Here is a 26,591-nt window from a genome sequence, read left to right as displayed (position 1 = left end):
CATACCGGGCGGCATCTTCTGGTCTTAGCCATCGGGGCTGGACTTCACCCATTCCCCACCTCCCTCAACCGAGCAATCACCCTCTCCACGTCCTTTTCGATAGCGGCCCGCGAGACCGCCTTGGACTTCCCGACGACCTTTCCGTGCAGGATGATCCGCGCTTCTTTCCGGGTGCATTCCACCCGGCAGCCCTTGTAGAAGAAGCCGAAGTGGGTTCCGATCATGCGGCTACCCTCTCTGCAATTCGTGTGACCATTCCCAAGCCGCCCTTCTGAGCGTTCAGAAGAGCGTTTACGGCCTGACTGCCCATGCCTATCAGCACGACACCATTACCTGGAGAATTTCCCCGCGTCCCATCTGGGCGGATAAACTTTGTCTTGCCGCGTGGGAAGAGCAGGGCATCGGCCTGTGGCGCGAAATCATGGAACCACCCTGAACTGGTCAATGCGTTCACACATGCTATGCCATTTCCATGATCCATGAAGCGCCGCAGCCAAGGAACGACGCCATTGCGGCCACCGAACGGTGGATTCATCCAGACGAACCCATCCCACGGGGCTGTCAGGCCATCATTACTGACTGTCAGGAACCGGCGACAGGGAACAGACAGGAACGCGCGGCCCGTCTCCGGCTGGGCTACGTCCAAGTCGAACGTAACCCCGAGAGCATCAAAGACTTCCGGTGGCGTGAACCATTCGTCGGACTGGCCCGGCGCCGCGTGGTGAGGCTTGGTCATCCCCAATACTCCATATCTTCATCCAAGGCCCCGGCAGGCGAATACCCGTCATGCCAGTAGTCTTCCCAGCAATCCTCTCCTGTGCTGGCAAGAATGCTATCTCCGTATCCCTCAAATCCGGGAACGGTATCCCGCAGCTGAGTGTGATACTGTTCAAGGATGTCCAGCCATTCTCCCCATGTAAGGGTGCTCTCCGGCGTGCGGTCTGATCGTTTGGTCATCCCTGCGCCTCCCGCTCCGCCTTCATGGCCGCGTCCACAGCAGCGCGGAACGTCTCTCCATCGACCCCGCAGCTCTCGCCGTCTGGTACTATGTGCCAGCCAGAACCATCCAGATGCACGGCCTGCGTTGCGCGGTGGCGTTCGATCCAATCCAACCGCTCACTATCCCGCGCAATCTCTGCCTGCACGCGCCGTTCTGCCCGGCGCTCGGCTTCGATGATATGCTTGGTCGCGGCGTCCCGGTCATCCACGAATGAAAATGTGCCTTCCTCGCCAAATAGGTTGGTGAGATCAGCAATCTGTTCTTCCCGGCTTCTCACGACTTCTTCCCTCCTTCGTCGGTTAGGGTGCGGATAGCCCGCGCTGCCTCTTCCCATGTATCCGCCTCCCCAGCAGAATAGTCTGTGGGATTGAGGTCGTATATTGCACCGCAGGCCTGTGCCCATCTTTCGCAAACCTGCGCCGCCTGCTCCCGCTCATCCTTCCGCATCTGCGCGAGTTCGGATGGATCGGGGCAGCGGCAGATGTATTTATACCCGCTATCCACCATTTCTTCCGGGAAGCCTTCATCATCAATGTCAACTTCCCACTGCCGGGTGTCGTGGTTCCATTCAAACGGTTGTGGATAGTTTCCATTGGAATGCTTGAGCCAATGCCACCCACTCCGCTCCGGCTGATCTGGCAGGCCGTTCCATGGTTTGGTCATTCCCCATCCCCCGGCACGACTTCGCGGACGTGGATGGTGCTGCGTAAACACACGTTGTGCTTCTCTACATCTTCCTTGGACAGAAAGATGGATAAGCCGCCATCAACATGCTCCTTAATCCAAAACTCCCGCGCCACAGGCACCTCGCGGGCGTTCATGAGGTCTTGCGTCCCATCCGTAATTCCAGTCGTATAACAACCATCGCTGCGCCAGCAATCAGGCCCAGCCCTATGGGCGATCATGCCAATCACCGGGTATTCTTTGCTTCCACCCGTTTTGGAGATCAGTCGAACAGGTTGCCTATCCCGCGTGCAAAACGGCCCCTCATGCTCCGGCGTGTAAGGGCCGATGATTTCAAGTTTTGTCTTGGTCATGACTGGACTTCCTCAAAACGACCATCGAAAAACTCCGATGCCGGACGAACCCAAACACGACCGTCTGCCGTGCTGGAGTAAATCACGCACTCTGCCATGTCGTGCGGGCCATCAACCTGAAGCGTGGCGCGTCCATGCACGATATAGAGTCCACCGCGCTTTTTGTGACGATATGTGCTTTCACTCATGCGCCCGATCCTTTGTTGAGGGCTGCGCGGAGATTGCGGCATACAGTTGAGACATCAACGCCATCTGCAAGATCACATGCGGCGTGCACGATCGCGTCCCGAAGCATAGAGGTTCGTTCACTCACCACAGCCTCTACGGTCTGGACAGTGGCGCGGCTTATGGCGATTCCAATCATGCGATTCAGGGCATCAGACAGCCGCGCTATCTCCGCATCCTTCTCCGCCGCCACCTTCGCAACCTGCGCTTCCATGTCGGTGCGGCGGACGAGGGCAGTGTCAAAATGCTCTATACGGCCCGAAATGGGGTCCCGCATAGACGGTGGGCACATGACTGCTCGATGCCCTTGTTTCGGATAATCTCCATGCACATAACCAACCGTCTCCACATCCGCGCACGGCGGGATGGGAGTGCCCGCATGCTGGATGATTATCCCCCAATCATGAGCAACCATAGGGCCGACAAGAGATGATTGCTCTGCCGACAAACGCACAGGCACCATCACAAACTGTTCTTCGTTCTTCATAATCAATTCTTCCAAATGGACCTGCCGCACGTCATGGATCAGTTCGTTTTCAGAACTGCACATGGTCGGTTCCTACGATCTGGGTGAAGGCGTCCCACGGTTCGACGTCGTTATCTTGGGCAATGCGCAGGCGGCGTTTCTGCCGGGCATTGAGGGGCGCAGAGTTATGCGCCCTCATGTGCAGTTCGACCTGCTGCATCCACGTAAGCCGCGTGGCGAGGTAGTCGGGTTCGGCGGCGTCGCTGGTGGGGGTCATGCCGGAACCTGTTCTTTTTCTGTGATGGGATCAGAAACGGCCTGCTGGTTATTCTCGATGGCGGCGGGGTCAACACCGTGCGCAGCGGCTTCAAACGGGTCCATTTCCTGCGCTGTAGGTTCTGGATCCGCGATCAGATCAACCAGAGCGTCTGTTCTCTGGATGGCTTCCTGCAGGCGTTCATCATTCTGGTCAGTGCTGAACGGAAGGCGCTTTGACAGGCGCCGAATGACCGTCTTGCGGGCCATTTCATCACCCCAGTCCTTCCATGGGCCTTTCATCCAATATTTGTTGGTGTTGCGGACTTTTTCGATCTGTTTCCACGTCATGATTTCACGGATAGGTTCGGAGCCGTCCTTGAGGCGGGCAACCGCATAGGCAGCAACGATTTCTGTTTCTCCAGCAATATCAAGATCGCGCTCGTGCTCAATGCGCTCGTCGTCCCCAAGCACCACACGGAAACGCTCGCCTTTGTAAACAACCTGAGAAGAAATACTGGCAATCTGTCCGCTGTTGCGGGCCAGTTTCATCAGACCAGAAACCATGGGCTGCCAAACAGCTTCGCTACCGCGAGGAACGATTGCCCCTTCGCGCCCGTCGGGCAGAAGCCCATCGGAAGCTGCCTTTACGCATTCCATAAACAGGGATCGTGGCGAACACTCCAGCAGCTTATCGTTTTTCTGCACGGCAATTCTTACGACGCGCTCAAACTTATCGACCGAGATATGCGCAGGAAGAACCGCCTTTACCTGCGGCATGATCTTGGCGAACTCTGCCGCGAACGTCTGTCCATTCAATCGACCACGTGCTGGCGAGCGGTTTCCATAGTTGTTCTGAGGAACATTATTCATCACGCAACTTCCTTCTGGCGCACAGGCGGCGGTTCAAGACTGCCGTCTTTCATGCGCGTTTCGTATTCATTGAGAGCCCAGACCGGTGCACCGACCGTAAATATCCGCAGCGGACTCTGGATGCGGGGGCGATGGGTTGGCCACTGGTCATGTTCCAGGCACCAGGCAAGCACGCCCCTGGCGTAGCGGTTGGCATCCGCGCCCATCTGGAGAGTAACGGCATCAATCTCGCACAGGGAAACCAGATATGGCGGCTTCTTGGCCTGCACGATGAACCAGAATGCTTTGGGCCTTTGTCCTGTCACGGCTTCATATCCATCGAGATACCACGCCGCCTGCTGGTGATAGCCGCAGTTGAACATGGCCTTCTCAAAATCACGCGGATTGCTGCTGGCTGCCGTCTTATAGTCCACCAGATACCGACCATGACTGGGCACGAAGTCGGGGCGCGTCCGGCACCAGATACCGAACTCTGGATCCTTCCAGAACATAGACTGTTCAGCCCGGCCATCGCGGAATGCCTTGGACGCTACGGGGTCGTCCCAGATCTGGGCGCGCATCGCGCGGACCATTTCGACTTCACTCTTAAGAAGCGGCGTTTTCCCGGCCTTGTAGGCCGCATCGCGCTGCTCGATCGCATCCTTTGACTTGTAGCCCGCAGACGGCTTTCCGTCCGCTGTGCGCCCCTCCACCACAACAATCTGTTCATCGAACAGGTGAGGTTCCAGCACCATAAGATGCCCGGCCGTACCGATATCAAAGCACTGCTTATGCTGCGCATTCTGCCGGTCATAGATGAACTGTGCCGGGCAATCGGACGCAAGGGCACGGGCGCCGCTGCTGGACAGGCTCATCGGCCGGCACGGGTCAGCGTGATATTCTTCGCTGCTCATGCTATAGATGCCGGGCTGTGTGATAATCTGCGCCATCACACCCGCCCCTCAAAAAACGGCACCCTCTGCCCCCCGGGCAGGAACAGGGTCTCGTAATCAGGGAAGGGCCAGTCCTTCCGCTTCTGCGGCCCGGTGATGCTATCCCAGTCCGTCCGCGCATCCATCATGCGCAGGTTCCGGCGCACGGCTTCGATCTGGCGCGGGGTGAGGGGGGTCATGCTTCACCTCGGGCTTTAGCTATGGCCTTGATGACCTTCTCCCGTAAGTCAGCATATTTGAGCATGCCTGCGGCATGATTATCCTCATCCATCAGGCGCTCATATTCGATGAAATCGACCAGAATGGCGTACATGTCAGGCGCGGCAGCGATTAAGCAGGCATCATTCCACCGAAAATCACCGCGCATAAAACCGTCATCAATAAGGCCAACATCCCATTTTGCTTTTTGGTGCACATCACCTTCTGGGCCTCCTCCATTATCGCCCCGATAAACAGCAACCCAAGGTCCTGGCGTGAACTTCACTTCACTCACAGCCCCTTCCTCCCCACATGGTTCTGCATGACGCGCCGATTGATCCGCACGCGCTGGTGTTCTGTCAGGGGGAATGTCATGGCAGGTCTCCCGCAAGAAATGAGTGGCTTTTGCGGGCCTCGCAGACATGCGCCAGATCCTCTTCAAGGCCAGCCTTTATCTCAGGCCGAGTTTCCCGCGCGATGTCGCGGCGCAGAACGATTTCAGCGCGCGACAGGCCCTCGTAGATGTTGTCGAGGGGCTGTTCATACCGGCTGGTCATGCCGCGCACTCCATACGCTCGGCCCGGCGCATATCGGCACAGTCAAAAGAACGGCTCTCCCGACCATCTGCCTCGATGCGCTCAACCGTTTCCGGGAAGTCCTTGATGGACTTGTTCACCATGACGATTTCATCATCCAGCGCGCCGCCATGCAGCCCGCCCGTCATGTCGCTCACGTCGTGAAAGCGGGCATCAACGCCCTTTGCCTGTTCACGCAGGGCAATCAAAGACGACCGATACTCACACAGGCGCTGATATTCGTCCTCGGCCCATGCAGGCCAGTAGCCGCCCAGAGCGTTATCAATATCACCCTGCGAACAACCGTCAGGAAGATTACTGCACATAATCAATTCCTCTCATTACTTTGAAAATGCTTGGCCAACTCGGCCAGACTGCCGGGACCGCAGCCCCGGTGGCCCGGACGTGTCAGGGCATTGCAACAGTGGCGAATGCGTAGAACACCGTGCCCAGAAGCATCGCGCCGAGAAGGGCCATGCCCAGAAAGCGAGTTAGGTGGTTGTCGGGGAGGGGAGGCATTACGCCCTCACCACTTTGCCGTCTTTGACGGTGTAGAGGACGCCTGCTTCAATGCCGTCCTCGCCCTCGTAGAGGTGAACGAAACGATCACGGGTACCATCGTTCCACATTAGGTTTGCCGCTCCGCCTTTCCCCAAAATGACGGAACCATCGAGACCAGCAAACACGATGGTGGCGTTCTCGCCGGTGCATTCGGCCCGTGCGCCGTAGCCCGAGAACCCGGCCCGTGCGTCGTCGCCCGAGAACCCGGCCTGTGCGTAGTTGCCCGAGAACCCGGCCTGTGCGTCGTTGCCCGAGAACCCGGCCTGTGCGTCGTTGCCCGGGTCAACATCGACGCCTTCCGTTGCGGCAATGATTGAGCTTACATCGCTTTCGATAAAGTCGGCACTGATGTTCTTCACATCAAACGCCTTATCGGCCAGCCACCACGCGTCGCCGTAGCGTTTGTCAGCATACAGGCCGGTCATTACGTCGCCATACGTGCCGCCCTGGGGAAATTTCTCGCGAAACCAGTCGCGCCCATCGGAGCAGGCGCCCCATTCGCGGATTTTGAGGAGGGTAATCTGTGCAGGGTTGTTTTCGGGAGCAGTCTGCTGCTCGACCTGTGTGTGGGTCACTTCCCATCTCCGTGTTGGTGATGGGTATATGTTTGTCAGACAAACGTGATGGACGCAACAGGAAAGTTCGTCAAACAGACAAAATATCACCCATGCAAAAACCTTCTTCGCGAATCCGCTGGAACATAATATGAACACAATTGAAAGGATTCGCCATGGCCGCCGAAACCATCCTGATCCAAACCTATAGCCGCCAGCAGATGCCGTGGGGCGAATGCGTATGGCCAGACCAACTCCGCGTGTGCAGGTCGAGGCAAGAGGCCATGATGCGATTTTATCAGGTAAAGGCTGGACTATCTGACGCGGTGGGTGCGCACGTGTTTTGCGCCTGGGTAGGCGATGACGGCCAGAACTACGCACAGACGCTGGGGGAGGTGGGCGAGCGGACTATGGTTAACGCTGGATAAAAACCGCCGGAATGGGGTTAGTGTTAAGACTTTGGACCTTCCGCATAACCCATATCCAAATTCCGTATGCCTGTCTCTTCGCTTGTTCTGCTATCGTTCCATGAGAACGAAAGGGAAACCATGAACGGAAATGCGGCAAAAGACCTGCGGGCATTGGGTAGTGGGTCAGGCTGCATTGGTGTCGATTCTAGCCTTGAGAAGCGCCATCAGGCCGAGGCGCTCTTCGTCGCTCATAGCGCGCCAGATCTTCAGGAGGAGAACCTCACGTTCGTCATGCGCGGCGTTCTCGTAGCCTTGACTAGACGCGCCCGAAAGGCCCGTAAGGTAGTCCAAGGAAACATTGTAATATTGAGATAAAGCAACAGCCGCGTCTAAGCTGATGCCTGTGTGCTGGGACTCTGCCCCAGCCAAATGACTGCGGGATACACCAGCAGCATCCGAAACCTCAGCCTGCGTTAGCTTCCGGCCAAGCTCAAGGGCACGCTTCTGGCGCACCTCACCCAGTCTCGCAGCGAATAGTTTCCTGTCCATCATACGCGGGATTATGCCTCCTTTCTGGAAATGGCGTGCCTGTCAGGCAAACAATATGCTTGCCTGACCGCGTGTTTGTGTGGCAAACATGCGGCATGACACCGAAAGAACTTCTGCGCCGCGTGGGCGGCCCGTCTGTGCTGGCAAGAGCATTACGCCTTCGCCACTCGACGCCTATTCTTTGGAGAGAAATACCGCCTCATCACTGTCCGACGATTGAGGCATTATTCAGCATTCCCCGCGAAGAACTCCGCCCCGACCTGTTCCGAGGCGTGACGGTCGTGCGCCCCGAAGGGGAGGGTGCGCGGTGAACCTCACCAAGACGTGGACCACCATCGCCATCTTCTCCGCATCCGAAGGGCGGTACATCCCTGCACCTGGCGCGAAGATCACCGAAGTCCAGACTATGGGCAATCCGTCCATACAGCGCCGCACGGTTTCCGTGTCTGGCCGCAAACTCCTGCAAGTGAAGGCACGATGACATGGCGACTCCGGTCATTTCAGTTCTGCCGTCTGGATATCTGGGCCTCGGCCATCTGACGCCGTTTGGCATCCAGACCAGCATAGAGAACTTCGACAATTTCGAGCATGTCCAGAGATGGGCGAAGGATATGCACCTCAAGCCGAAATACGAGATTGGAGGCCGTCTGGTCCGCCATACTGATTTGCGAATCCTGTCGAAAATATCAGACCTCAGCGTGGGGCAGATTTCATTCGATATCGCCATGTCCGTAACGACTGTCATCAAGTCGATTGATCTCCTTTGTTCGGCGGGTCTCGTGACTATCGAGTGGGCAAGGCCGAAACGGACGTGCGTCCCGAATATTACCGAAGCCGGTAGAGCGGCCCTGGTTACTTTCAATGTCCGTGACAATGAGGCCCGCGCATGAGCAAAACCTTCTCCCTCTCAACGGCCCTCTGCCGCCTCGGCCTCGCTGGCTGTCGTCAGGAAGCGCGTGCCCTTGTCCGCTTCGGACTGGTCTGCGTGGATGGCGATCGCGCCAAAGGCGGAGAATTTGTTGGCTATGGCGTGACCCTCTCCCTGCGTGGCGTTGGCGAACGTGTGGTCAGTCGGCAGACGATGGGGGTGCAGTGATGGCATCCCTGATAGACCTGACCGGCCAGACGTTCGGACATCTTGAAGTAATCAACTATCTTGGATGCTATTCGGGCGGCGCGCACTGGAAATGCCGTTGCCTGAAATGCGGTGCGGCCCATACGGAAAAATCCCGGCTTCTGCGGAATGGCTCTGCTGTCCAGTGTGATGTATGCGTGCGGCATGAACGGGGCCTGTCTTCCAAGGCGCGACAGTGGAAGCGTGCTGACATCGACCGCCTGTGCGAGCTTTGGAACAAAGGAGCCAAGACGGCCGACATAGCTTCCCGTCTTGGTCGTTCCGTCAAGGCCGTGTACGTGCAGATTGCACGGCAGACGAAGGCCGGGCGTGCGTTTCCGCGTGCCGTTCACGCGACCGAAGATGATCTTCTTGGCCGGACCTTCGGCATGAGGACTATCATCGCGGCTACAGTTCCCGGTGCGGGCAGGACTGCGATGTGGTTGACCCAGTGCCAATGTGGTGCGGAGCATGCCGTGCCGGGCGATAAAATCATGACCGGCCACCGCCTGGCATGCAAGGCATGCTCCAATCGGGACAAGGGCAAGCGGCGCATTATCGCCAATGAGCGGAAGAAACAGCAAAAGAAGTTTCTGTCCTTCGCTGAAATCCGCGCCCGTGACCGCCAGATCGCAGCCCGTCACGCCGCAGCGGAAGCCGCTTTCGTCTGATGCATCACCGCCCCGCCAGTTCCGTGGCCACCATGGCCGCCAGATCCTGCCGGACCTCGACTGGCGCATCGGGATGGGTTGCCGCCCATACCCGCGCCATCAGGACCAGCATCTGCGGAATTGACAGGGTGCGGTCTCCTGCCTTCATCCCGTCCGCCAATTCGATTGGTGGTTTCTCCAACAAGTTTTTCTCCGGTTCCGTTCATCGCTGTTCGGAATGTGGAGCATGACGATGCAAATATCTCGGGAAAATCTTTCCCCCAATTTCACCCCAGAACGTGTGTCGAACGAAGACTGCGTCGAAGCCGTAAAGCGGTCGATGCAGCACCGTTATGGGGAGGTTCGCAATGCCGCCAAACGGGTTTCCCGCAAGCACGGATGGTCGGTGAAGGCTTTCACAAATTGGCTCTACGGCAAGAACGCGCCCCGCATGCATGACCTGATCGTGCTGATGGCGGATTGCCCGGAGCTGGAAAAAGAGGTCGGCCAGATGGTCGAAGAAACAAGGAAATGCCTACAGCAATCCAAACACTGAAATGGCGCGGCTTCGGCTTTGACCAGGGCGAAGGCTACGTCGAAATCCGCGTTGGCATGATCGGCTTTGCCTTTCTGCAACAGGAAGTCTGGGAGACGATGCGCCGCCTGCGGGCAGACAATGAAACGCTTCGGCGTGAGAATGAAAAACTGCGTGCCGACCTGCAGGATGCGAGCACGCGTCTGTTTGCAATCGGGGCGTGTTTGGACCTTTCAGTAAAGATCACGCGCAGCGCGCCCGATGAAATGAAACGGGGGGGCGGGGAATGAAGCGCAACACCCTCACCGACATTGATGTGCACCGCATAGTTTCCCACGCGATCAACAAAGCGGGGACGGCGCAGGCATTCGCAGATCGGGTTGGCATTTCAAAATCGGCCCTGAGCAGGCAGCGGAATGCACGAACGGCGCGAGGTTACACGCCAGAGGTCTTACTTGCGGCTGGCGTCAAGGTTCACCAACCGCCCCGTGAATATTACCTGATGGACGAAGTCTGATGCCATGCGTGTCTACTACAACGAGTGGGACAAATCCACAGCAGCATGGCTGCGCGAACTCGGCGCCAGACATCATCTGCCCGCCGGGCACGTCGATACCAGGTCAATTCGAGATGTTCGCGCCGGAGACGTGCACGACTTTGACCAGTGCCATTTCTTTGCAGGTATTGGCGGATGGCCGCTCGCCCTGCGTCTCGCAGGATACGAACGCCTGCCATGCTGGACGGGATCGCCACCGTGCCAGCCGTTCTCTGTCGCCGGACAGCAGCGGGGAAAGGACGACGAGCGTCACCTTGCACCGGTCTGGCTTGATCTTGTCCGCGAGTGCCGTCCTTCAATCCTCTTTGGGGAACAGGTTGAAGCAGCGATTAGGCACGGATGGATCGATGATCTATTCGATGCACTGGAAGCAGAAGGCTACGCCTGCGGGGCGGCAGTATTACCAGCTTGTGGCATCGGCGCGCCGCATATCCGCAAAAGATTGTTCTTCGGGGCGGTCCGGTTGGACGACGCCTCAAGCGCACGACACGACAGGCCGCTCTCGCGGTCAGAAAGCCAAGCATGGGACGAAGCACGGATGTGCATGTCTGGTGAGGGATGCACAACTTTCAGGCTGGCCGACGCCCACAAAGGGCAATGCGGACGGGTCTCAGATGGCGAAGGATGCCAGTCCGACCGGACGCAGACCGGATGGGTCGAAGGCGACTGTGTCGCTCAATCACATCGCCAGCCTGACGGGGCGGCCCACTCCGACAACCCGCGACCACAAAGACGGCAGGGAGTGCCAGAATGTGCCGACGAACAGCCTTCTGGGGCGCGAGGTATGGAAGGCGGACCAGCCGATCCGCATCACAGCTTCTGGTCAAATGCTGACTGGATCGGATGTAGGGATGGCAAGTTCCGGCCAGTTGAACCCGGAATTCTCCCTTTGGCTGATGGGTTTCCCAGCCGTGTGGGCCTCCTGCGGGGTGCGGGCAATGCAATCGTCCCGCAAGTCGCGGCGGCCTTCATCCAAGAATTCATCGGCGCGTTCGCCGAAATCCAAGAAAATACGGGAGGCTGAAAATGTCTGACCGCACATGGACCCGCGTATCCGGCGTCGACCAGAACGGCACATATTTCGTGGGGATATTCAACGTCCGGTCCGAGCGTGAGGCGCGGGACTGGCTGTGGCTGGAAAACTGGAAGTGGATCAGGGTCCGACTGACAGGGCTGCGTTACGAGGATCTGGGTCCGGGCGATCGCGCGTGTCCGTTCCCGGCACGGGGGATGGCGGCATGATCACCTTCACTCTCCCTAAACCCTTTCCGTTGCTCAACCACAGCATCGGCCAGAGCCGTTTTGCGCTTACTGGAATGCGTCGAAAGATGGCGCGGGCGGTCGCGGACGCGGCGCTTCATCTGCGTCCCTCTGAGCCGTTCCAGCGGGCGCATGTGCTGATCGAGCGCTATTCGACCGGCACGCCGGACACAGACGGCCTGTATGGCGGCGCGAAGTTCCTGGTGGATGCCCTGACGACGCCGTGCCTCCTGAACGTCCGCACGCCGGGCGCACGGCAGCGCGTGAAGAACAGGCGCGGTCTGGGCTTCGTCGTGGATGACGCTCCCAAGCACATGACCCTTGAGGTCCGATCCGTGAAATGCCGCCTGTGTGAACAGCGGACTGTTGTTACGATTACTGAGGTGGCGGCATGAGCACGACAACAAATCTCCCCACCCGCCTGCGGAAAGCGTGGCGTGTCACAGTCGAAGGCTATGACGGCGAGGGAATTTACTTCGCCCATACTGCCGGACGGGCCCGGATGATGTGCTGGCGTGGAATGGATTGCGAGCGCGGAAGGATCATCGAAATCCATGCTCGTCGGTGGCGCGAGAAGGACCAGGTATTACCGCATCGTGACCCTATCGCCGACACCCTTTCCAAAGAGGAAATGAGGTGCTTGCTACACGCGTTTGGCCTGAATGAATATGAGCCGTGGAAAGCTGGTTATCGCGATCATTACTTCACGTCATCGAAAGACAAGACGATGTTGGGGCTTGTTGATAGGGGCCTTATGCATCCGGGAAAAGCCCCATGTTGGGAAGATACGAACGTATATTTCCGCCTGACAGAATTGGGCAGGCATGTCGCGCTTTCACTGACCCCTCTTTACGAGGCGAGGTGATGTCATGAGCATAAAGGCTATCAACTGGGCGATTATGCAGGAAGGACTGGCGCCGTCGCCAAAGCTGGTTCTGATTGTGCTGGCCAACAGGGCAAATGCACAATTCAAAGCATGGCCTGCCCTCGAGACAATCTGCCGCGAAAGTGGACTTAGCGACCGCACCGCTCGGCGCGCTCTTTGTGAACTGGAAAAGGCCTCACTGATCGAGCATGTCGGCTTTTCCTTCAGGGCAAAATGCTACCTGCTCAAGGTGCCATCTGGCTTTGAAATGACCGTTGAGACGGCCGATCTAACCGGTCAAATTGACCACGTAACCGGTCAAAATCGACATGTAACCGGTCATGATGACCGACTACAGGAAAACGTAACCGGTCAAATTGACCACGTAACCGGTCAAATTGACCACGTAACCGGTCATGGTGACAACGTAACCGGTCACCATGACCGACAAACCATCAGGAACCATCAAAGGAACCATCAGGAACCAGAGCCCGCAGCAAGCGCGCCGGAACCGACGATCGACACGGCGTGGCGACCCCTGGTCAAACAGGTTCAGGACGCAGCCGGATACGATCTGGCGCGCCTCATGCCTAGCGCAGCCGATGGTGGTGAAGTTCGTCAGTGGCTGGCAGACGTGACCGCCAAGGGGCACTCCGTGCAGTCGGCATCCGAGATTGTCCTGATGGCCGTCAATGCCGTGATGGAACGGCGGCGCGATCAGGGTCCTCCCAAGACCCTGCGCTATTTCCGCAATGCCGTGGCTGAGATGGCCGAGGCTACGCCGACCCGTGCGGCTGCCCGGATGGAAGCAGCCTACCTCGAATATACCAAGGTCGAGATGCGCCATAAGCGCCGGCCGAAGTCCTGGACCGCGTTCCAGCAGGAATGGAGTTCTGTCGCATGAGCGCCGAAATCATCCCCTTTCCGCCGTCCATCAGCCTTTACCTCGCCCCGATGTACGCCGAGCGCCATTTCCGGGAAGCACGCCAGAAGATGCTCGAGGCTTTCCACGAGGTCATCCGGACAGGCGGATACCCGGAAAGTTTGCATGAGGAAGCTGTGGCGACCCTGAACGCGATGCGGGGTCTGATCGAAATTGAGGAGATGGAAGCGTGAACGGCATCATCTTCCCGCCCAATGCCGAGATTATGCCAGACGCACCGGTGAACATTCAGGCTGAGATGGGTGTTCTCGGGGGCATCCTGATGAACAATCGCGGGTATGAACTGGTCTGTGATTTCCTCGAAAAGCGCCATTTTGCCAATTCGGTGAACGGGTGGCTGTACGGCGAGATCGAGAAGGTTATCCAATCTGGCGTGGAGGCTACGCCGGTCACGCTGAAAGCCCGCGTCGAGAATGCAATCGAACTGGATGCGGTAGGCGGCTTCTCGTATCTCACGCAGATCCTCATGTCCCAACCGGGATGGATGGCGTGCCGGGATTTCGGGCATGCTATCCGCGATGCGTGGCTACGCCGCGAGTTGCTTGACATTGGGGCCATGGCCAAATCCCGTGCGATGTCCGCTGAGGGTTCAGCGCCCGAGGAGATCATTGATGACCTTGAGCAGGCGCTCCTCACGCTCGGGAAAGATCGTGGCGACCAGCGACTAACCAGCCTCACTTCCGCAATGGATCAGGCCATGGAGGAAGCATCCGCAGCAGCGGCGCGCGGGGATGGTATTATCGGCATGCGCACCGGATTTCAGAAGCTGGATGAGGAAACCAGCGGGCTTGCGCCGGGGTGTTTCTACCTCCTGGCCGGGCGCCCATCCATGGGGAAAACGGGCATGGGTGTGGGGATCGCCGTTCGCGCAGCCAAGATTTCCCGGAAGCCGATCCTCTACTGGTCCGGCGAAATGGATGCCAAGTCGATATCTGCCCGGATCATCTCGGCCCATTCGCGGCTGCCGTTGCGATGGGTGCTGACCGGCACGAAGCCGGGACTGCGTAATCCTGATGGATCAGAAGGTCCGCGCGTTCCCCTCAACCAGCGGGAGTGGGACAGGATATTCATGGCCCGCAAGGCAGCCGAACAGGTTCCGGTTGTGGTGGATGATCGTCCGGCCATCAGTGTGGCGCAGCTCTATGGCCGGGCACGACGCATGGCACGATCAAAAGCAGGGCTGGGGATGATCGTGGTGGATTATGTCGGCCTGATGCGCGGCACGCCCACGACCAGGAAGCAGGGGAAGTATGCCGAGGTCAGCGAGATCAGCAGCGACCTTCTGGCACTGGCCAAAAGCCTGAATGTTCCGGTCCTCGGCCTGCAGCAGCTTAACCGTGGCGTGGAAGGGCGCGACGACAAACATCCGACTATGGCTGACCTGCGAGACAGTGGGAATCTGGAACAGGACGCCAGCGGGATATTCCTGCTCTACCGGGATCACTACTACGCCCAGCGCGACCCCGAACCGACCAAGAAGGCTGCCGAAAGCATGGATGCCTTCAGCCAGCGGGTTGATGCCTGGCATGAGCGCATCCGGTCTTCCGAAGGGAAGGCGGAGATCATCATCGCCAAAAATCGGCAGGGAGATTGCGGGACGGTGCCGATGCTGTTCAACGGCCCGACAACGTGGTTCCGCGATGTGGTCGAGGGCGAGGACAGCGCGGCATGGTGACTGAGAAAATGGCTAAAAACCAACACGAAAACAGTACCAATCATCGCGCAAGGGTGGTATTATCCGGCATGGATAAACCCGACGAAATCTGGCCCACCCGCTGCGGCGCGGACTACGTGGCCAACCTTGCCCCAGCGAAGAACTGGGACGTAGCCGCAACCATCTGCCAGATGCGGGCCGGATACGATATCGGGGAAGTCGGACGCGCTGTTCTGGCTGACATACCCCTGAGAGCGTCGAGGATTGGCGCTGAGTGCGGTGTGATCGGTTCCGAGGGAGATTGACCGTGGGTGACGGGAAAGGCGCTGTGCGGGCGAATATGGGGTATTATGACATACCGTATCGTTTCCGAACCGTAGAGGGGGAGCTTCAAGGCGTCGGTATACACAGCGCTATCGGATGCGATGCCAACGAGGTCATCCGAGAAATCGTAAAATGGTGCTCGCGTTACAACTGCCAGTTCATCGAACTGACGGATGAAGGCGTGACGGGCTTTCAGAAACTGGCTCAGTTGGAGGGGATTTGACCGATGTGCGTTGATTGCGACATCGTCCGGGCCGACGGTTCACAGCAGCGGGCAAGCACATGCGGCGAACTGGCTGCAGCCTTTGGTATGCAGATCCATGAACTGCCGCTGAACTGTTCCGACCCGCGCAGTCCGGTAGCGGATGATGAATGCCTGTGCTGGATTGATATGCCAGCACTCGCGGCACGTCACGGAATGACATGCGATGATCCAGATTATTCGCCGGACAGCCTGCATTGGGATGCGTATGTGCTGCAGGAACGTGCGGCCGAGTTGGGAGGCGAGGGATGATCGTAGCCGCGGTAATCCTCTCCGCCACAGCCCTGATCCTTTTCGGTTGGTCGCGGAAGTGTCGGCATGAGTGGATTGAGGTGAAATCCGTGTGGATGTTCGATAATCCGGACGATCTACCGATCGGGACAAAATACATCCAGCGCTGCACGAAATGCGGGAAGATGAAGCAGGTAGCGCTATGAGCCGGAAGGCGTTCACGATATGCAGTTGCTGTGCAATTTGCGCTGTGCAGGGCGCGTTGATGTTCGTGCCGCCCGCATCGGCTGCGGCCGATCTTGTATCGGCAATTTGCTTTGGGGTCTGCGGCTTCATTGTAGGCGGGGTGATCGAATGATCCGCTTCCTGAAACGCCACGTCTGGCCTTGGGCGGAGATTGAGAGGCTGAAGCGGGAAGTTGGAGAGTTGCGCACCTCTCATTTCCGCATTCTTGATGACCTTGAGCATTACTTTTTTGCGTGGGTCACTAGCGATGAACGGGCGGATAAGCTTGAGGTGCGCCTTGCCAAATACGAGCGCCCGCGCGACGAAAGCGGGAGATTCACGAGCAATGACTGATGCCCTGGTAACATCCCTGATCTGGACCCTGTTCCTGCTCGTGATCCTACCGGTATCGGCTGTTTGCTGGGTGATGGTCTGGTGGTGTGAGCAATGAGGGCGTCAGGATACGAACGAAACACCAACGATTGGTATGTAGAGCCTGCATGGGCAGTTGACGCGCTCCTGTCGGTCGAACGTCAGTTCATTGGTCCCGTGATGGACCCGTGCTGTGGTGGCGGAAACATTCCCCGCCAGATGGAGGATCAAGGCGTTTCTACCGTGAGCGCGGACGTTTGCGATCGTGGCATGTGGCCGGTTGATATGGTTGGTGATTTCCGTAGTACCATACTGGCAGTTGGCCCTAATAGTATCATCAGCAATCCGCCCTATGGTGAAGCGCGGGAGTTCATTGACTGCGCACTCGCACATACAGCGGATCGCGTTTGCGTGCTGTTGCGTCTGGCGTTTCTGGAGGGGATTGGCCGCCGCGATTGGTTCGCCACGGTTCCGCTTGCTCGCGTGTGGGTTTCATCGCGTCGCATGTCAATGCCGCCGGGCGGCTCTGATGTGTCGCCCAAGGGCGGCGCGATTGCCTATGCATGGTTTGTGTTTGAGCATGGATGGAGCGGACGTCCGGTTGTTGGCTTTCTCCCGGATGTGGCGAAGGATGTGGCGGCATGATCCCCCGCGCGCAACGCCGCTTCCAGCAGGAAATGCAGGCGCGTGGCTGGTCCGTTTCCGTCACACGCGGCGGACACCTGAAATGGACCCACAGTAACGGCGCAATCTATTTCTCGGCAGGAACGCCGGGTGACCGCAGGGCAGTGAAGAATGCGAGGGCGGCTATGAGGAGGTTGGAGAAGTGAACGGAACCGTGAGAACCATAACACAGCAGGGCAACCTGCATTTCACCAGTGACGATCTATCTCCCATGGAGATAGCGCGCAGGCTTGAATCAGTCGGGATCTATGTGACCGAGATCAATGTTTTTGCACCCCTGCGGTCCGGTGAAGATAAGGAGATTGAGTTCTGATGGGTAAGAAATGGAATTATGCAAACAGGGCAAATGCCAGAAAAGGGCATAATTCATTCCATATTTACCGGGAAGGGGAGGGTAGCGGCTGGAATCCCCCTCTAAATATGGGTCGGTTTAACTGTAGAGGTGAATACGTCATTCCAGAAGAAAGGAATGATTGCGAAAAGACGATGCACAAATATATTATTGTTTCGAACGATTTTGACGATACAGGTCGGTCTCTTGCATTATACCAATCTTTCAGGGATTGCTTAGGTCAAGAGCAGTTTGTGAAGGAAGTGGCGGAGAAGGATGGTATAAATGTTAAGGCGGTCTTTGGGCCGGGAAAAGCAAATAGGACGGCAGCATTCCAAATGAGCCTTCGGGGTTAATGTTTATCGTTACATAGACTGAGTGGAATATTAATGCCTGCAATGATTACCAAAGAAGTCCAGCGAACCTTGAACGCAGTCGTCACGCCCGAGCGCCAGCGCCGGTCGGAATGGACATTGCAGCACGGCGCTCCGCGTGTGCGCTCAGCAGTCAAGACACTGTTGAACAGCGAGTATATCGAACAGGATGCGGCGGACGCTGCCGAACGATGGTTGCGGGCTTACAATCTCGGCAAGAACGATTACGTGGAATATGACGAAAACCACGTGATGAATACGACCGTGAAGCACGACGAGGTGTCATGGCAGATGCTGCGCGCGGTTTCGTGGCGCGAGGTGGCGTTTGTCAGGTCACATCTTGGGCGGCAGGCACATCAGTTGTTCGAATTGATGCTGGTTGATGAAAAGCCGTTCGGGCAGATCGCGGAGATTGTTTTTCCGTCGCTGGGCCTCACCACCGGCATCACGCGGTCATCGGCGGCATGTGCGATGGTCCTGTCCCAGCTTCCCGGCGCGTTCAAGGCGTATGACCGGTGGGTGAAAAATCAGTCAGAAACGGGCGCAAAGGGTGAGTGCTGGCTGTCAAAGGAAATGGCTGAAAAATAACACTTGTACTTTTCGAAAGAATGTGATGTTGTGTCGTTACATTCGATTAATTGCGTTCAATGGCCGCCGGTTGGTGGCCTTTTTTTGTTCGAGGGTGATGTGGACGAGAAGATGAAGGCGGGCAGGCCGTCTGGTTTCTCAACTGCTGTTGCGGACGAAATTTGCGCGAGAATCATGGATGGGGAAAGCCTTCGCGCGATATGTCTAGACGATCATATGCCGGGCCGAAGAACGGTATTTGAATGGCTTGACAACGACGCGCATGAGGATTTCCGCGCCAGGTACGCGCACGCACGCGCGCGAGCTGCTGAGGCTTTCGAGGATGAAATTGTTGACGTTGCACGTGCAGCAAATGCCGAGGATGCCGCCGCCAAGCGCCTGCATGTCGATACCCTGAAATGGGTGATGTCAAAGCGCGCCCCCAAGGTATACGGCGATAAGGTGACACAGGAGCATACAGGGCCGGACGGCGGCCCCATGCAGGTTAGCGAAATCAGGCGCGTAATAGTGGATGCCCCTAAAGACTGACGATGAAATCTCTCGACATACCAACGGCGCGCGTGTTCGAACCACTACTTGCGCCGCGTCGGTATAAGGGCGCATACGGCGGTCGTGGATCTGGCAAATCGCACTTCTTTGGCGAATGCATTGTCGAGGAGCATTTGCGCATTCCGGGGCACCGAACGGTGTGTATCCGTGAGGTGCAAAAATCCATCGAACGATCATCAAAGCAGTTGATCGTGGACAAGATCAGCAAGTTCAATCTGAACAGCCTGTTTGATGTGCAGGACCAGTTGATAAAAACGCCCGGTGGCGGCCTGATTATCTTTCAGGGCATGCAGAACCATACTGCGGATAGCATAAAGTCCCTTGAGGGTTTTGACCGGGCATGGATTGAGGAAGCGCAGTCGATCAGTGCCTATTCGTGGCGCATGCTGCGTCCGACCATGCGAAAGGCAGGTTCGGAAATATGGGCCAGTTGGAACCCGGCCAGCCCGGATGACCCAATAGATGACTTCTTTCGTGGTTCGGGATCTGATCGGCCTGACCTGATCTCTGTTCGGGCGAACTGGTCGGATAACCCGTGGTTTCGCTCTGGCACCCTCCCCACGGAACGCATCGAGGACCAGAGGGCGCGACCGGACGAATATGGGCACATCTGGGAAGGCGATTACGTCAGCATCACGGATGCAATCATATTCAGGAACCGGGTGTCGGTTGAGGACTTCAAAACCCCGGATGACATGCGGTTTTACTACGGCGTTGACTGGGGTTTTGCGAAAGACCCTACGGCGGCGGTGCGTTGCTTTGTGTCGGATGGGTGCCTTTACGTGGATCATGAGGCGGGTGGCGTCGGGATAGAACTGGACGATACTCCCGCGGTCCTGAGCCAGATACCTGGCGCGCTCGATTGGCCGTGGAAGGCGGATGGCGCGAGGCCGGAAACGATCAGTTTTCTTGCCAACAGGTTTGGGTTTCGCATCAGTGCGGCGAAGAAATGGCCCGGAAGTGTCGAGGACGGGGTGGCGCGCCTGAAGTCATTCAAGCGCATTATTGTTCATCCTCGATGCAAGCGGGTGGCAGAAGAGTTCAGGAAGTATTCATACAAGGTGGACAAGAGGACTGAGGAAGTCCTTCCTGTCATTGCCGATGCGTGGAACCACTGGATAGACGCCCTGCGCTATGCGCTTGATGGGGTAATCCAGAACAGGCGCACCGTTCCGGTTTTCAGTTCAGCAGACAACGACCAGATTTAGGCAACAAATGTTCTTCAGGCGCAAGAAAGAAGCGGCTCCCGTGCCTGCGCGGGTTGAGCCTGTGCTTGCGCGCGCCCATCGCAATCCTATGGTCATGCGGGACACGGACTGGCGTGAGGTAGACCGCAAGCCCGTCGCGTCTCTGGAAATCGCAAAACCCTATCAGCCAATACCCGGCGTCATCCCTGACGGTCAGGTTCTGGCGATGGACAGCGCGTATGGTCCCGGAGTTGCCCAGTCGATCAACAACGCCATTGCCGATGGCGTGGTGTTTCTTGGCTATCCGCGACTGGCGGAGATGTGGTCCGAGCGCGTTGAATACCGGCATATTGTCGGCACCCTGTCTGAGGAGGCCACGCGCGAATGGATCGAGTTCCACGGCCCGAGCGACGAGGCGAAGAAAGAGCGCATCAAGCAGCTGAAAGCGGAGTTTGTCCGGCTCAAAGTTCGTGAACGCTTCAAGACATTGTCGGATCTGGATGGTGCTTTTGGCATCGGGCAACTGTTCCTCAACACGGGATTGCCGCGCCTGTCCGACGATCTGGCGACGCCGCTCCTTCTCACGCCGGAGACATTCCCCAAGGGCAGCCTAAAGGAAATTGTTCCTATAGAGCCGATCTGGACCAGCCCGAACGAATACAATTCAGAAAACCCGCTGCGCCTCGATTTCTACCGTCCCACAAAATGGTGGGTGATGGGGGCGACTGTCCATCACACGCGCCTGTTGCGGTTCGTGTCGCGTGAGCCAAGCCAGATACTGGCACCCACCTATAATTTTGGCGGCGTGCCCCTGATCCAGCTTGCCAAGCCCTACGTCGATAATTGGGTGCGCACACGTCAGTCCGTGAGCGACCTAATCAACGGCTGTTCGATTGTCAGTCTCAAGACTGACATGGTGGCCGTATACGAAAATGCGGGCATCGGCGGCCTGATCGATCGGGTCCAGAATTTCATCAAGTTCCGCGATAACCGTGGCGTGTTCCTGTCCGACAAGGATAGCGAAGAACTCCAGATTTTGTCTGCGCAGTTGGCCGGTCTGGACAAACTCCAAAATCAGGCGCTCGAGCAGATTTGCGTGGTCGCGCAGATGCCGCTTGTCAAGTTCTCGGGCATATCCCCGTCAGGCTTGAACGCATCGGCAGAAGGTGAAATTCGCGTTTGGTATGACCGTGTGGCGGCCTATCAGGAGGCGTTTTTCCGACCCGGCCTCACGCATGTCATGCACGCGGCCATGCTGAACATATGGGGCGAGATCGATAAGGATATCGATTTCAGGTTCATCCCCCTGTGGCAGTTGGATGAAGCCGCGAAAGCCGCGATCGCAAAGACGCGCGCCGACACGCGTGCCGTCTATGAGGAAATGGGCGCGGTCAATAACGACGAGGTGCGCTCTTCCCTGCGCACGGACGAAGACGGGTTGTTTGACGGGGCCGATCTTGGTGGCCCCGGATATGAACCTCTGGCCGAACAGGAAGGGAAAGACCCTGAAAACGGGGGGATTCACCTGTTCAATAATCCAGCCGCCCATACGGATAATGACGGTATCTGATGCCCCCCAAGCCGAAAACATTGAAGCCCATCCGGCCCAATGCCGGTGTGGGGAAAGCCTATGAGCGCGACCTTATCGCGCTGATAGACGAGATGGAGCGCGCCATCAGATCGCAGTTGCGCACCAGGTATCGAAAGGTCGAGGACCGCATAACGCAGGACGCAAGCCCGGCGGCAGAATTGCAGAGCCTGATGGACAAGCTGACTGAACGTTGGCGGTCGCGGTTCGATGAGCTTGCCGAAAGTCTGGCACCACGGTTCGTGGACAAGGCCACGGCCAGTATCGATCGGACCTACAAGCGGGAACTGGACCGGGCCGCAGGGTTCACGATCCAGTTCCGCCCAACAGAGGGCGTGACCGATGCGATGAAGGCATGCGTCAATGAAAACGTATTGCTGATCAAGAGCATCGGTGACCATCACCTGAGCGAAGTCAACCAGATGGTGATGCGTGCTGTGGCTCATGGCGGCGATCTGGGGGAACTGACAGACGGCCTGCAACAGCGTTTCGGCATCACTCGCCGCCGGGCCGCGAACATCGCACGCGACCAGAACGCCAAGGTGACAAGCGCCATCAACAAGCAGCGCCAGATTGAGACCGGGCTGTTTGAGTCGGAATGGGTTCACTCGGCAGGCGGAAAACATCCGCGCGAAAGCCATGTCGAGGCTGGGCGCAAGCGCCTGCGTTTCGATGTGCGCGAAGGTGCGCTGATTGACGGTGAACGCATATGGCCGGGGCAACTGCCGAATTGCAGATGCTCAAGCCGGGTAATCCTTCGAGGGTTCAACGATAAATGACCAACATCCTCGCCTATGACCGCATGGGGACCGTCCGCACGACTGACGTGGAAGGGCGGCTTCGCGTCGCCAAGACACCGATCAGCAAGGCGAACATCTGCCCGTATATGGGAAGGGAAATCCCGGAAGGGCAGAAGCTGGGCCTTGATCCTGAACGAATATACCAGATGCTCCGCGATCCTGACGAACTGAAAAAGGCCGCGCCGAGCTTTAATGGCCTCCCTGTTCTTGAGGAACACTTTCACGTCACGGCTGCAAATCCGCGCCGCGATCTGGTGGTGGGCACAACAGGGAATGAAGCCGCGTTCGACGCGCCCTATCTGATGAACAGCCTTGTGGTATGGGACGGTGAAGCTATCAGCCGGATCAAGACCGGTGAGCAGCGCGAATTGTCCAGTGCTTATCGCTACACAGCTGATATGACCCCCGGTGAATACGAGGGGCAGAAATACGACGGCGTGATGCGCGATATTGTCGGCTCTCACGTGGCGGTCGTTCCCACAGGACGTGCCGGGCCGGACGTTCTTGTTGCAGACTCCCAAATGGAAAGCACGAATATGAAGTATATCCCCCGCGCTTCGCGGCGTGCGATGTTCGCAAAACTGCGCCCGTTTCTGGCGCAGGATGCCGATATGGACGCCGCCAGGAAGGCGCTTGATTGCGATGAAATGGGCAAGGATGACGCGTGCGAAACGCTGCGCAACCTGCTCGGCGGCCGCGTTCCTGACGAAATCATGGACCAGGTTCTTGCCCTGTTCGAAAATGCGTCCACTGGCGGCGCGCTGAACACGGCGCAGGATTCCGACGAGGCAGAGCGGCGCGAAAAGCTGCGCGCGGCTGGCCTGTCCGATGATGAAATCGACAAGGTGATCGCATCCCTCGCCGATGTGGCCGAGGACGATGACGACGACTTCGCAGAAATGGCGGAGAAGATGCGCAAGGCCGGGATGTCGGAAGAGGACATTGAAGACTGCCGCGCCCTTTGCGCACCGCAGGCCGCACAGGACGATGAGCAGACCGAAGCGGACCGCGCGCGTGAGGCCGCAGGTGCGAGCGAGGCCGACAAGGCCCGTGCGGAACGTGAACGCAAGGACCGTCGTGATGAGGCAGAAGGCGCGCGTCGCGCCGATGAGGAGCGCGCGGAGCGTGAACGGCGCGACCGCGAGCGTGAATCCGCCGGGGCCAAGGCCGCGATGGACGCCGCCATCAGCAAGGCGAAGTCAGATGCCGTGGCGGAAACGATGGCCGCCATGCGGGATCTGCACACCGCGCAGGATGCCGTGAAGCCGTTCGTGGGAGCGGTGGCGATGGACAGTGCCGAAGGCGTCTACCGCTTCACCCTGCGCCAGCTTGGCTACGACCTGTCCGGCATCCCCGCGACTGCATACCGCTCCATGTTCGATCAGCATGCGCGTCGCGCCGATAGCGCCAAGCGCCCGACCATCGCGGCAGACAGCAAGGCCGGGCTTGGGCTGCTGGACAAGTTCCCCGGCCTCAAGGCCGTGAAGATCAAGGGATAATCACATGCCTTTCCAGAATCAGGTTTATCAGGAACCCGCATACGGCGTTCCGGGCACGTATGCCTCCAACAACCCGTCGGCCAGCGTGCTGGCGGGTGAAGGAGCGCTTGTCGCAGGCACCGGCGGCTGCACGATCGCGGCGTTCGGGTGGATTCAGGGGGACGGTCAGACCGTCCTGAACACACCGCCCGGAACCAGCGTTGGCAGCGGGGCGACCGCGACCGCAACTCTCGGAACCGAGACGACCTATACCGTTTCGGCTCTGGCCGTGAATGCGGGCGGCACCGGTTATGCGGTCGGCGATACGGTGGAGGCAACCGGATTCAAGGCCACGGTTTCAACCGTGAGTAGCGGAGCGGTCACAGGCGTCACCATCCAGACCGCAACGGCGCAGACTGCGGACCCGGCAGGAACGGGAATTGCCACCACAACCAATGGCAGCGGCGCGGGCCTCACGCTGGATGTTACGGCAACCCCCGGCACATCGTCCAACGGCGAAGTGGCGTCCATCACGGTGTCGGCTGGTGGTTCAGGCTATACCGCTGTTCCCACCGTGACCATTTCGGGTGGTGGCGGCACGGGCGCCACGGCTACGGCCACGATCTACGGGGGTGCCGTGACCGGCGTGACCGTGACCGATGGCGGCTCTGGTTACACATCCGCCCCGACCGTGACCATCACGCAGGAGGCCGTGACGCCCGGCGCGCCCGATGGTTTTGTGTTCAATGACCGCAGTGCGTGGATTGCCGATATCTACGACGAATCGACCATGGTCATGCCGCAGGGCTACATGCTCGACCTCAAGGCGCAGGGCGATTATTTCGCCGTGTCCACGACCGCATCCACGCGCGGCCAGAAGGTCTTTGCCTCCACCACGGATGGCACGATCAGCACGGCGGCTGCCGGAAGCACGGTTTCCGGCTCCCTTGAGACCGAATTTTACGTCGCAATCGGCGGGAATGCCGGTGAGACGATCACCATCAGCACGTGGGATCACAACTGATGCCTTTTGAAACTGAATTCGCGCTCCTTGCCGAGCGCGGTTTTGTCATGCCCGAGGGCGCGCACATCCTGCCGAGCGACGACGTTATTACGTCTGACCGGCTGGCCATGGATGCCGCCCCGACCCTGTCCACCACCGCCAACGCCGGTATCCCGGCTTTCATGGCGACCTACGTTGACCCCAAGCTTATCAACGTTGTGTTCTCCCCCATGCGGGGCGCGGAACTGAACGGAGAGAGCAAGAAGGGGGATTGGGTCACGCCGACCGCGATCTTCCCGATGATCGAAAGCACGGGCCGCGTTGCCAGCTATGGCGACTGGAACAACAACGGCGTCGTTGATCTGAACGCCAACTTCCCGGACCGGCAGTCCTATCACTACCAGGCGTTCGCGCGCTGGGGTGAGCGCGAAGTGGAAATGGCTGGATCTGCCCGCATTTCGTGGGTGGCCGGTCTGCGTCAGGCCGCTGCCCTGAAGCTGAACAAGTTTCAGAACCAGTCCTACTTCTACGGCGTGAAGGGGCTGCGCAATTACGGATACCTGAACGACCCGCGCCTGCCCGCGTCGGAAGTGGCATCGGCCAAGACGGCTGGCGGAACGTCATGGGACAAGGCGACGCCCGAGGAAGTCACGGATGACGTGATCAACCTCATCAATCAGCTTCGTTCGCAGTCCGCCGGTTACGTGGATACGGATTCCGAAATTACCATCGGGCTTTCCCCCACGCGCGCTGGCATCATGACCAAGCCGAACATGTACGGCCTGTCGGCATGGGACCAGCTCAAGAAGCAGTATCCGAACCTGCGCTTCGTTCAGGCCATCGAGTTTGGTGACGCGGCGGGCATGACCGTGCAGTCCATGATCGCCATCGCCAAGGAGATCGAGGGGCAGCAGGTTGCTGAGGCCGCGTTCACCGAAAAGCTGCGCACCCATTCCGTGGTCGTGAAGGCTTCGGGCTGGGAACAGAAGATGTCGCAGGGCACCTGGGGCGCAATCATCTACATGCCGCTGGGCGTGGCAACCATGACGGGGATCTGATCCATGACCATTGCAAACCCTGTCACGGTCGGCTGCAAGCTGCCCAACGGCCTCGTGCTGCGCTCCGGCGAGCATAAGGTAGTGCTGTCCGGCGCCAATTCCTCCCGCGTGATCGGCGGTTACGGGCTGACTTCCGTGCCGTCCGACCTGTGGGAAGATTGGGCGAAGCGCCATGCTGACACCCCGTTCATCAAGAAGCGCATCGTATTCGCGCAGGCCACCCCGGCCAAGGCTGAGGGGCAGGCGAAGGAGCAGGAGAGCGTCCGCACGGGCCTGGAACCGCTGGACCCGGACAACGAAAAGGGCGGCGTCAGCAAGCTGTGAG

At 58.4% G+C, this 26,591-nt stretch carries 48 protein-coding genes; 30 read left to right on the top strand and 18 right to left on the bottom strand.

Going from position 1 to position 26,591, the window contains the following annotated elements; genetic code table 11:
* Positions 1 to 44 precede the first annotated feature (44 nt).
* The 17 genes from B7449_RS04760 to B7449_RS04675 all read right to left on the bottom strand — a co-directional run bounded on the left by B7449_RS04760 (position 45) and on the right by B7449_RS04675 (position 7,638).
* A complete protein-coding gene (locus B7449_RS04760) occupies positions 45 to 224 on the bottom strand; it encodes a hypothetical protein (protein WP_048883393.1) in 180 nt (59 codons plus the stop codon).
* The gene (locus B7449_RS04755; RefSeq protein ID WP_048883391.1) at positions 221 to 736 is read right to left on the bottom strand and encodes a DNA N-6-adenine-methyltransferase; all 516 of its coding nucleotides are present in this window, start codon (positions 734 to 736) and stop codon (positions 221 to 223) included. Before B7449_RS04755 ends, B7449_RS04760 begins: the two co-directional genes overlap by 4 nt.
* Complete coding sequence (locus B7449_RS04750; protein ID WP_048883390.1) at positions 733 to 957, bottom strand: hypothetical protein; 225 nt, start codon at positions 955 to 957, stop codon at positions 733 to 735. Before B7449_RS04750 ends, B7449_RS04755 begins: the two co-directional genes overlap by 4 nt.
* Positions 954 to 1,277 carry a hypothetical protein gene (locus tag B7449_RS04745; protein ID WP_048883389.1) on the bottom strand — a complete coding sequence of 108 codons (324 nt, stop codon included), beginning with the start codon at positions 1,275 to 1,277 and terminating at the stop codon, positions 954 to 956. The genes B7449_RS04750 and B7449_RS04745 overlap by 4 nt, the downstream gene beginning before the upstream one ends.
* Positions 1,274 to 1,663, bottom strand: coding sequence for a hypothetical protein (locus tag B7449_RS04740; protein WP_048883387.1), 390 nt, complete (start codon positions 1,661 to 1,663; stop codon positions 1,274 to 1,276). The genes B7449_RS04745 and B7449_RS04740 overlap by 4 nt, the downstream gene beginning before the upstream one ends.
* Entirely contained in the window at positions 1,660 to 2,037 is a 378-nt protein-coding gene (locus B7449_RS04735) for a hypothetical protein (RefSeq protein ID WP_048883385.1), read from the bottom strand. Before B7449_RS04735 ends, B7449_RS04740 begins: the two co-directional genes overlap by 4 nt.
* Positions 2,034 to 2,225, bottom strand: coding sequence for a DUF1653 domain-containing protein (locus tag B7449_RS04730; RefSeq protein ID WP_082084761.1), 192 nt, complete (start codon positions 2,223 to 2,225; stop codon positions 2,034 to 2,036). Before B7449_RS04730 ends, B7449_RS04735 begins: the two co-directional genes overlap by 4 nt.
* Positions 2,222 to 2,812, bottom strand: coding sequence for a hypothetical protein (locus B7449_RS04725; RefSeq protein WP_048883383.1), 591 nt, complete (start codon positions 2,810 to 2,812; stop codon positions 2,222 to 2,224). The genes B7449_RS04730 and B7449_RS04725 overlap by 4 nt, the downstream gene beginning before the upstream one ends.
* Entirely contained in the window at positions 2,799 to 3,005 is a 207-nt protein-coding gene (locus B7449_RS04720; RefSeq protein WP_048883382.1) for a hypothetical protein, read from the bottom strand. The genes B7449_RS04725 and B7449_RS04720 overlap by 14 nt, the downstream gene beginning before the upstream one ends.
* Positions 3,002 to 3,856: a recombinase RecT gene (locus tag B7449_RS04715; protein ID WP_048883380.1), complete on the bottom strand. Its 855-nt coding sequence runs from the start codon at positions 3,854 to 3,856 to the stop codon at positions 3,002 to 3,004. The genes B7449_RS04720 and B7449_RS04715 overlap by 4 nt, the downstream gene beginning before the upstream one ends.
* Entirely contained in the window at positions 3,856 to 4,749 is an 894-nt protein-coding gene (locus B7449_RS04710) for a PD-(D/E)XK nuclease-like domain-containing protein (protein ID WP_159108149.1), read from the bottom strand. The genes B7449_RS04715 and B7449_RS04710 overlap by 1 nt, the downstream gene beginning before the upstream one ends.
* Before the next feature lie 35 nt (positions 4,750 to 4,784).
* Entirely contained in the window at positions 4,785 to 4,967 is a 183-nt protein-coding gene (locus B7449_RS04705; protein ID WP_048883377.1) for a hypothetical protein, read from the bottom strand.
* Entirely contained in the window at positions 4,964 to 5,281 is a 318-nt protein-coding gene (locus B7449_RS22760; RefSeq protein WP_244465744.1) for a hypothetical protein, read from the bottom strand. The genes B7449_RS04705 and B7449_RS22760 overlap by 4 nt, the downstream gene beginning before the upstream one ends.
* A 76-nt stretch (positions 5,282 to 5,357) precedes the next feature.
* Positions 5,358 to 5,543, bottom strand: coding sequence for a hypothetical protein (locus B7449_RS04695; RefSeq protein WP_082084773.1), 186 nt, complete (start codon positions 5,541 to 5,543; stop codon positions 5,358 to 5,360).
* A complete protein-coding gene (locus B7449_RS04690; protein ID WP_048883374.1) occupies positions 5,540 to 5,887 on the bottom strand; it encodes a hypothetical protein in 348 nt (115 codons plus the stop codon). Before B7449_RS04690 ends, B7449_RS04695 begins: the two co-directional genes overlap by 4 nt.
* A 192-nt stretch (positions 5,888 to 6,079) precedes the next feature.
* A complete protein-coding gene (locus B7449_RS04685) occupies positions 6,080 to 6,697 on the bottom strand; it encodes a hypothetical protein (RefSeq protein ID WP_048883372.1) in 618 nt (205 codons plus the stop codon).
* Between the two features lie 572 nt (positions 6,698 to 7,269).
* A complete protein-coding gene (locus B7449_RS04675) occupies positions 7,270 to 7,638 on the bottom strand; it encodes a helix-turn-helix domain-containing protein (protein WP_048883367.1) in 369 nt (122 codons plus the stop codon).
* 92 nt (positions 7,639 to 7,730) lie between these two features.
* Between B7449_RS04675 and B7449_RS24285 the strand changes: the two genes are divergently transcribed.
* From B7449_RS24285 to B7449_RS04660, 5 genes are read left to right on the top strand one after another with little or no spacing between them, the layout of a single operon-like run.
* A complete protein-coding gene (locus tag B7449_RS24285; protein ID WP_078523635.1) occupies positions 7,731 to 7,946 on the top strand; it encodes a YdaS family helix-turn-helix protein in 216 nt (71 codons plus the stop codon).
* Positions 7,943 to 8,116, top strand: a complete 174-nt coding sequence (locus B7449_RS21230; protein ID WP_167335737.1) for a hypothetical protein — start codon at positions 7,943 to 7,945, stop codon at positions 8,114 to 8,116. Before B7449_RS24285 ends, B7449_RS21230 begins: the two co-directional genes overlap by 4 nt.
* Position 8,117: 1 nt before the next feature.
* Positions 8,118 to 8,525 carry a helix-turn-helix domain-containing protein gene (locus tag B7449_RS04665; protein ID WP_048883364.1) on the top strand — a complete coding sequence of 136 codons (408 nt, stop codon included), beginning with the start codon at positions 8,118 to 8,120 and terminating at the stop codon, positions 8,523 to 8,525.
* Positions 8,522 to 8,731 carry a S4 domain-containing protein gene (locus B7449_RS24280; protein ID WP_148431312.1) on the top strand — a complete coding sequence of 70 codons (210 nt, stop codon included), beginning with the start codon at positions 8,522 to 8,524 and terminating at the stop codon, positions 8,729 to 8,731. The genes B7449_RS04665 and B7449_RS24280 overlap by 4 nt, the downstream gene beginning before the upstream one ends.
* Entirely contained in the window at positions 8,731 to 9,420 is a 690-nt protein-coding gene (locus tag B7449_RS04660; RefSeq protein WP_048883362.1) for a hypothetical protein, read from the top strand. The genes B7449_RS24280 and B7449_RS04660 overlap by 1 nt, the downstream gene beginning before the upstream one ends.
* A 4-nt stretch (positions 9,421 to 9,424) precedes the next feature.
* Here B7449_RS04660 and B7449_RS21000 read toward each other — a convergent pair whose 3' ends face one another.
* Positions 9,425 to 9,601 carry a hypothetical protein gene (locus B7449_RS21000; protein ID WP_159108148.1) on the bottom strand — a complete coding sequence of 59 codons (177 nt, stop codon included), beginning with the start codon at positions 9,599 to 9,601 and terminating at the stop codon, positions 9,425 to 9,427.
* Between the two features lie 45 nt (positions 9,602 to 9,646).
* Between B7449_RS21000 and B7449_RS04655 the strand changes: the two genes are divergently transcribed.
* From B7449_RS04655 to B7449_RS04525, 25 genes are all read left to right on the top strand, one after another.
* Positions 9,647 to 9,955, top strand: coding sequence for a hypothetical protein (locus B7449_RS04655; RefSeq protein WP_010515793.1), 309 nt, complete (start codon positions 9,647 to 9,649; stop codon positions 9,953 to 9,955).
* Positions 9,931 to 10,224 carry a hypothetical protein gene (locus B7449_RS04650; protein ID WP_048883360.1) on the top strand — a complete coding sequence of 98 codons (294 nt, stop codon included), beginning with the start codon at positions 9,931 to 9,933 and terminating at the stop codon, positions 10,222 to 10,224. Before B7449_RS04655 ends, B7449_RS04650 begins: the two co-directional genes overlap by 25 nt.
* Positions 10,221 to 10,451, top strand: coding sequence for a hypothetical protein (locus B7449_RS04645; RefSeq protein ID WP_048883358.1), 231 nt, complete (start codon positions 10,221 to 10,223; stop codon positions 10,449 to 10,451). Before B7449_RS04650 ends, B7449_RS04645 begins: the two co-directional genes overlap by 4 nt.
* A gap of 4 nt (positions 10,452 to 10,455) precedes the next feature.
* Positions 10,456 to 11,514 carry a DNA cytosine methyltransferase gene (locus B7449_RS04640; RefSeq protein WP_082084759.1) on the top strand — a complete coding sequence of 353 codons (1,059 nt, stop codon included), beginning with the start codon at positions 10,456 to 10,458 and terminating at the stop codon, positions 11,512 to 11,514.
* Between the two features lie 2 nt (positions 11,515 to 11,516).
* The gene (locus tag B7449_RS04635; RefSeq protein ID WP_048883355.1) at positions 11,517 to 11,732 is read left to right on the top strand and encodes a hypothetical protein; all 216 of its coding nucleotides are present in this window, start codon (positions 11,517 to 11,519) and stop codon (positions 11,730 to 11,732) included.
* Positions 11,729 to 12,145, top strand: a complete 417-nt coding sequence (locus tag B7449_RS04630) for a hypothetical protein (protein ID WP_048883354.1) — start codon at positions 11,729 to 11,731, stop codon at positions 12,143 to 12,145. Before B7449_RS04635 ends, B7449_RS04630 begins: the two co-directional genes overlap by 4 nt.
* The gene (locus B7449_RS04625; RefSeq protein WP_048883353.1) at positions 12,142 to 12,615 is read left to right on the top strand and encodes a hypothetical protein; all 474 of its coding nucleotides are present in this window, start codon (positions 12,142 to 12,144) and stop codon (positions 12,613 to 12,615) included. Before B7449_RS04630 ends, B7449_RS04625 begins: the two co-directional genes overlap by 4 nt.
* Before the next feature lie 4 nt (positions 12,616 to 12,619).
* Positions 12,620 to 13,519 carry a helix-turn-helix domain-containing protein gene (locus B7449_RS04620; protein ID WP_082084758.1) on the top strand — a complete coding sequence of 300 codons (900 nt, stop codon included), beginning with the start codon at positions 12,620 to 12,622 and terminating at the stop codon, positions 13,517 to 13,519.
* A complete protein-coding gene (locus tag B7449_RS04615) occupies positions 13,516 to 13,731 on the top strand; it encodes a hypothetical protein (protein ID WP_010515785.1) in 216 nt (71 codons plus the stop codon). Before B7449_RS04620 ends, B7449_RS04615 begins: the two co-directional genes overlap by 4 nt.
* Positions 13,728 to 15,233 carry a replicative DNA helicase gene (locus tag B7449_RS04610; RefSeq protein ID WP_048883350.1) on the top strand — a complete coding sequence of 502 codons (1,506 nt, stop codon included), beginning with the start codon at positions 13,728 to 13,730 and terminating at the stop codon, positions 15,231 to 15,233. The genes B7449_RS04615 and B7449_RS04610 overlap by 4 nt, the downstream gene beginning before the upstream one ends.
* 68 nt (positions 15,234 to 15,301) lie before the next feature.
* The gene (locus B7449_RS04605; protein WP_244465742.1) at positions 15,302 to 15,517 is read left to right on the top strand and encodes a hypothetical protein; all 216 of its coding nucleotides are present in this window, start codon (positions 15,302 to 15,304) and stop codon (positions 15,515 to 15,517) included.
* A gap of 2 nt (positions 15,518 to 15,519) precedes the next feature.
* Positions 15,520 to 15,759, top strand: coding sequence for a hypothetical protein (locus B7449_RS04600; protein WP_148431310.1), 240 nt, complete (start codon positions 15,520 to 15,522; stop codon positions 15,757 to 15,759).
* A gap of 3 nt (positions 15,760 to 15,762) precedes the next feature.
* Positions 15,763 to 16,050 (top strand): hypothetical protein, encoded by a 288-nt coding sequence (locus tag B7449_RS04595; RefSeq protein WP_048883344.1) that lies wholly within the window; start codon positions 15,763 to 15,765, stop codon positions 16,048 to 16,050.
* A gap of 333 nt (positions 16,051 to 16,383) precedes the next feature.
* Positions 16,384 to 16,608, top strand: coding sequence for a hypothetical protein (locus B7449_RS04585; protein WP_048883340.1), 225 nt, complete (start codon positions 16,384 to 16,386; stop codon positions 16,606 to 16,608).
* Positions 16,609 to 16,701: 93 nt separating this feature from the next.
* Positions 16,702 to 17,271, top strand: a complete 570-nt coding sequence (locus B7449_RS04580) for a hypothetical protein (RefSeq protein ID WP_048883339.1) — start codon at positions 16,702 to 16,704, stop codon at positions 17,269 to 17,271.
* A 351-nt stretch (positions 17,272 to 17,622) separates the two neighbouring features.
* Positions 17,623 to 17,997: a hypothetical protein gene (locus B7449_RS19670; protein ID WP_148431308.1), complete on the top strand. Its 375-nt coding sequence runs from the start codon at positions 17,623 to 17,625 to the stop codon at positions 17,995 to 17,997.
* Positions 17,998 to 18,039: 42 nt separating this feature from the next.
* A complete protein-coding gene (locus tag B7449_RS04565; protein ID WP_244465741.1) occupies positions 18,040 to 18,603 on the top strand; it encodes a hypothetical protein in 564 nt (187 codons plus the stop codon).
* 30 nt (positions 18,604 to 18,633) lie between these two features.
* Positions 18,634 to 19,131 carry a terminase small subunit-like protein gene (locus B7449_RS04560; RefSeq protein WP_209426708.1) on the top strand — a complete coding sequence of 166 codons (498 nt, stop codon included), beginning with the start codon at positions 18,634 to 18,636 and terminating at the stop codon, positions 19,129 to 19,131.
* Positions 19,132 to 19,133: 2 nt separating this feature from the next.
* Positions 19,134 to 20,360 (top strand): PBSX family phage terminase large subunit, encoded by a 1,227-nt coding sequence (locus tag B7449_RS04555; RefSeq protein WP_048883329.1) that lies wholly within the window; start codon positions 19,134 to 19,136, stop codon positions 20,358 to 20,360.
* 7 nt (positions 20,361 to 20,367) lie between these two features.
* Positions 20,368 to 21,909: a DUF1073 domain-containing protein gene (locus B7449_RS04550; protein ID WP_244465740.1), complete on the top strand. Its 1,542-nt coding sequence runs from the start codon at positions 20,368 to 20,370 to the stop codon at positions 21,907 to 21,909.
* The gene (locus tag B7449_RS04545) at positions 21,909 to 22,706 is read left to right on the top strand and encodes a phage head morphogenesis protein (protein WP_048883327.1); all 798 of its coding nucleotides are present in this window, start codon (positions 21,909 to 21,911) and stop codon (positions 22,704 to 22,706) included. Before B7449_RS04550 ends, B7449_RS04545 begins: the two co-directional genes overlap by 1 nt.
* Entirely contained in the window at positions 22,703 to 24,226 is a 1,524-nt protein-coding gene (locus B7449_RS04540; protein WP_048883325.1) for a DUF2213 domain-containing protein, read from the top strand. The genes B7449_RS04545 and B7449_RS04540 overlap by 4 nt, the downstream gene beginning before the upstream one ends.
* Positions 24,227 to 24,230: 4 nt before the next feature.
* The gene (locus B7449_RS04535; RefSeq protein WP_048883323.1) at positions 24,231 to 25,229 is read left to right on the top strand and encodes a gp53 minor capsid family protein; all 999 of its coding nucleotides are present in this window, start codon (positions 24,231 to 24,233) and stop codon (positions 25,227 to 25,229) included.
* Positions 25,226 to 26,266, top strand: coding sequence for a major capsid family protein (locus B7449_RS04530; protein ID WP_052952421.1), 1,041 nt, complete (start codon positions 25,226 to 25,228; stop codon positions 26,264 to 26,266). The genes B7449_RS04535 and B7449_RS04530 overlap by 4 nt, the downstream gene beginning before the upstream one ends.
* Positions 26,267 to 26,269: 3 nt before the next feature.
* Positions 26,270 to 26,590: a hypothetical protein gene (locus tag B7449_RS04525; RefSeq protein WP_048883321.1), complete on the top strand. Its 321-nt coding sequence runs from the start codon at positions 26,270 to 26,272 to the stop codon at positions 26,588 to 26,590.
* The last annotated feature ends 1 nt before the right edge of the window (position 26,591 follow it).

The sequence above is a fragment of the Komagataeibacter intermedius TF2 genome (genome assembly GCF_000964425.1).
Classification (GTDB): domain Bacteria; phylum Pseudomonadota; class Alphaproteobacteria; order Acetobacterales; family Acetobacteraceae; genus Komagataeibacter; species Komagataeibacter intermedius.
The sequence above is the reverse complement of the archived record's forward strand: the minus strand, read 5'-3'. Positions and strand labels throughout refer to the sequence as shown.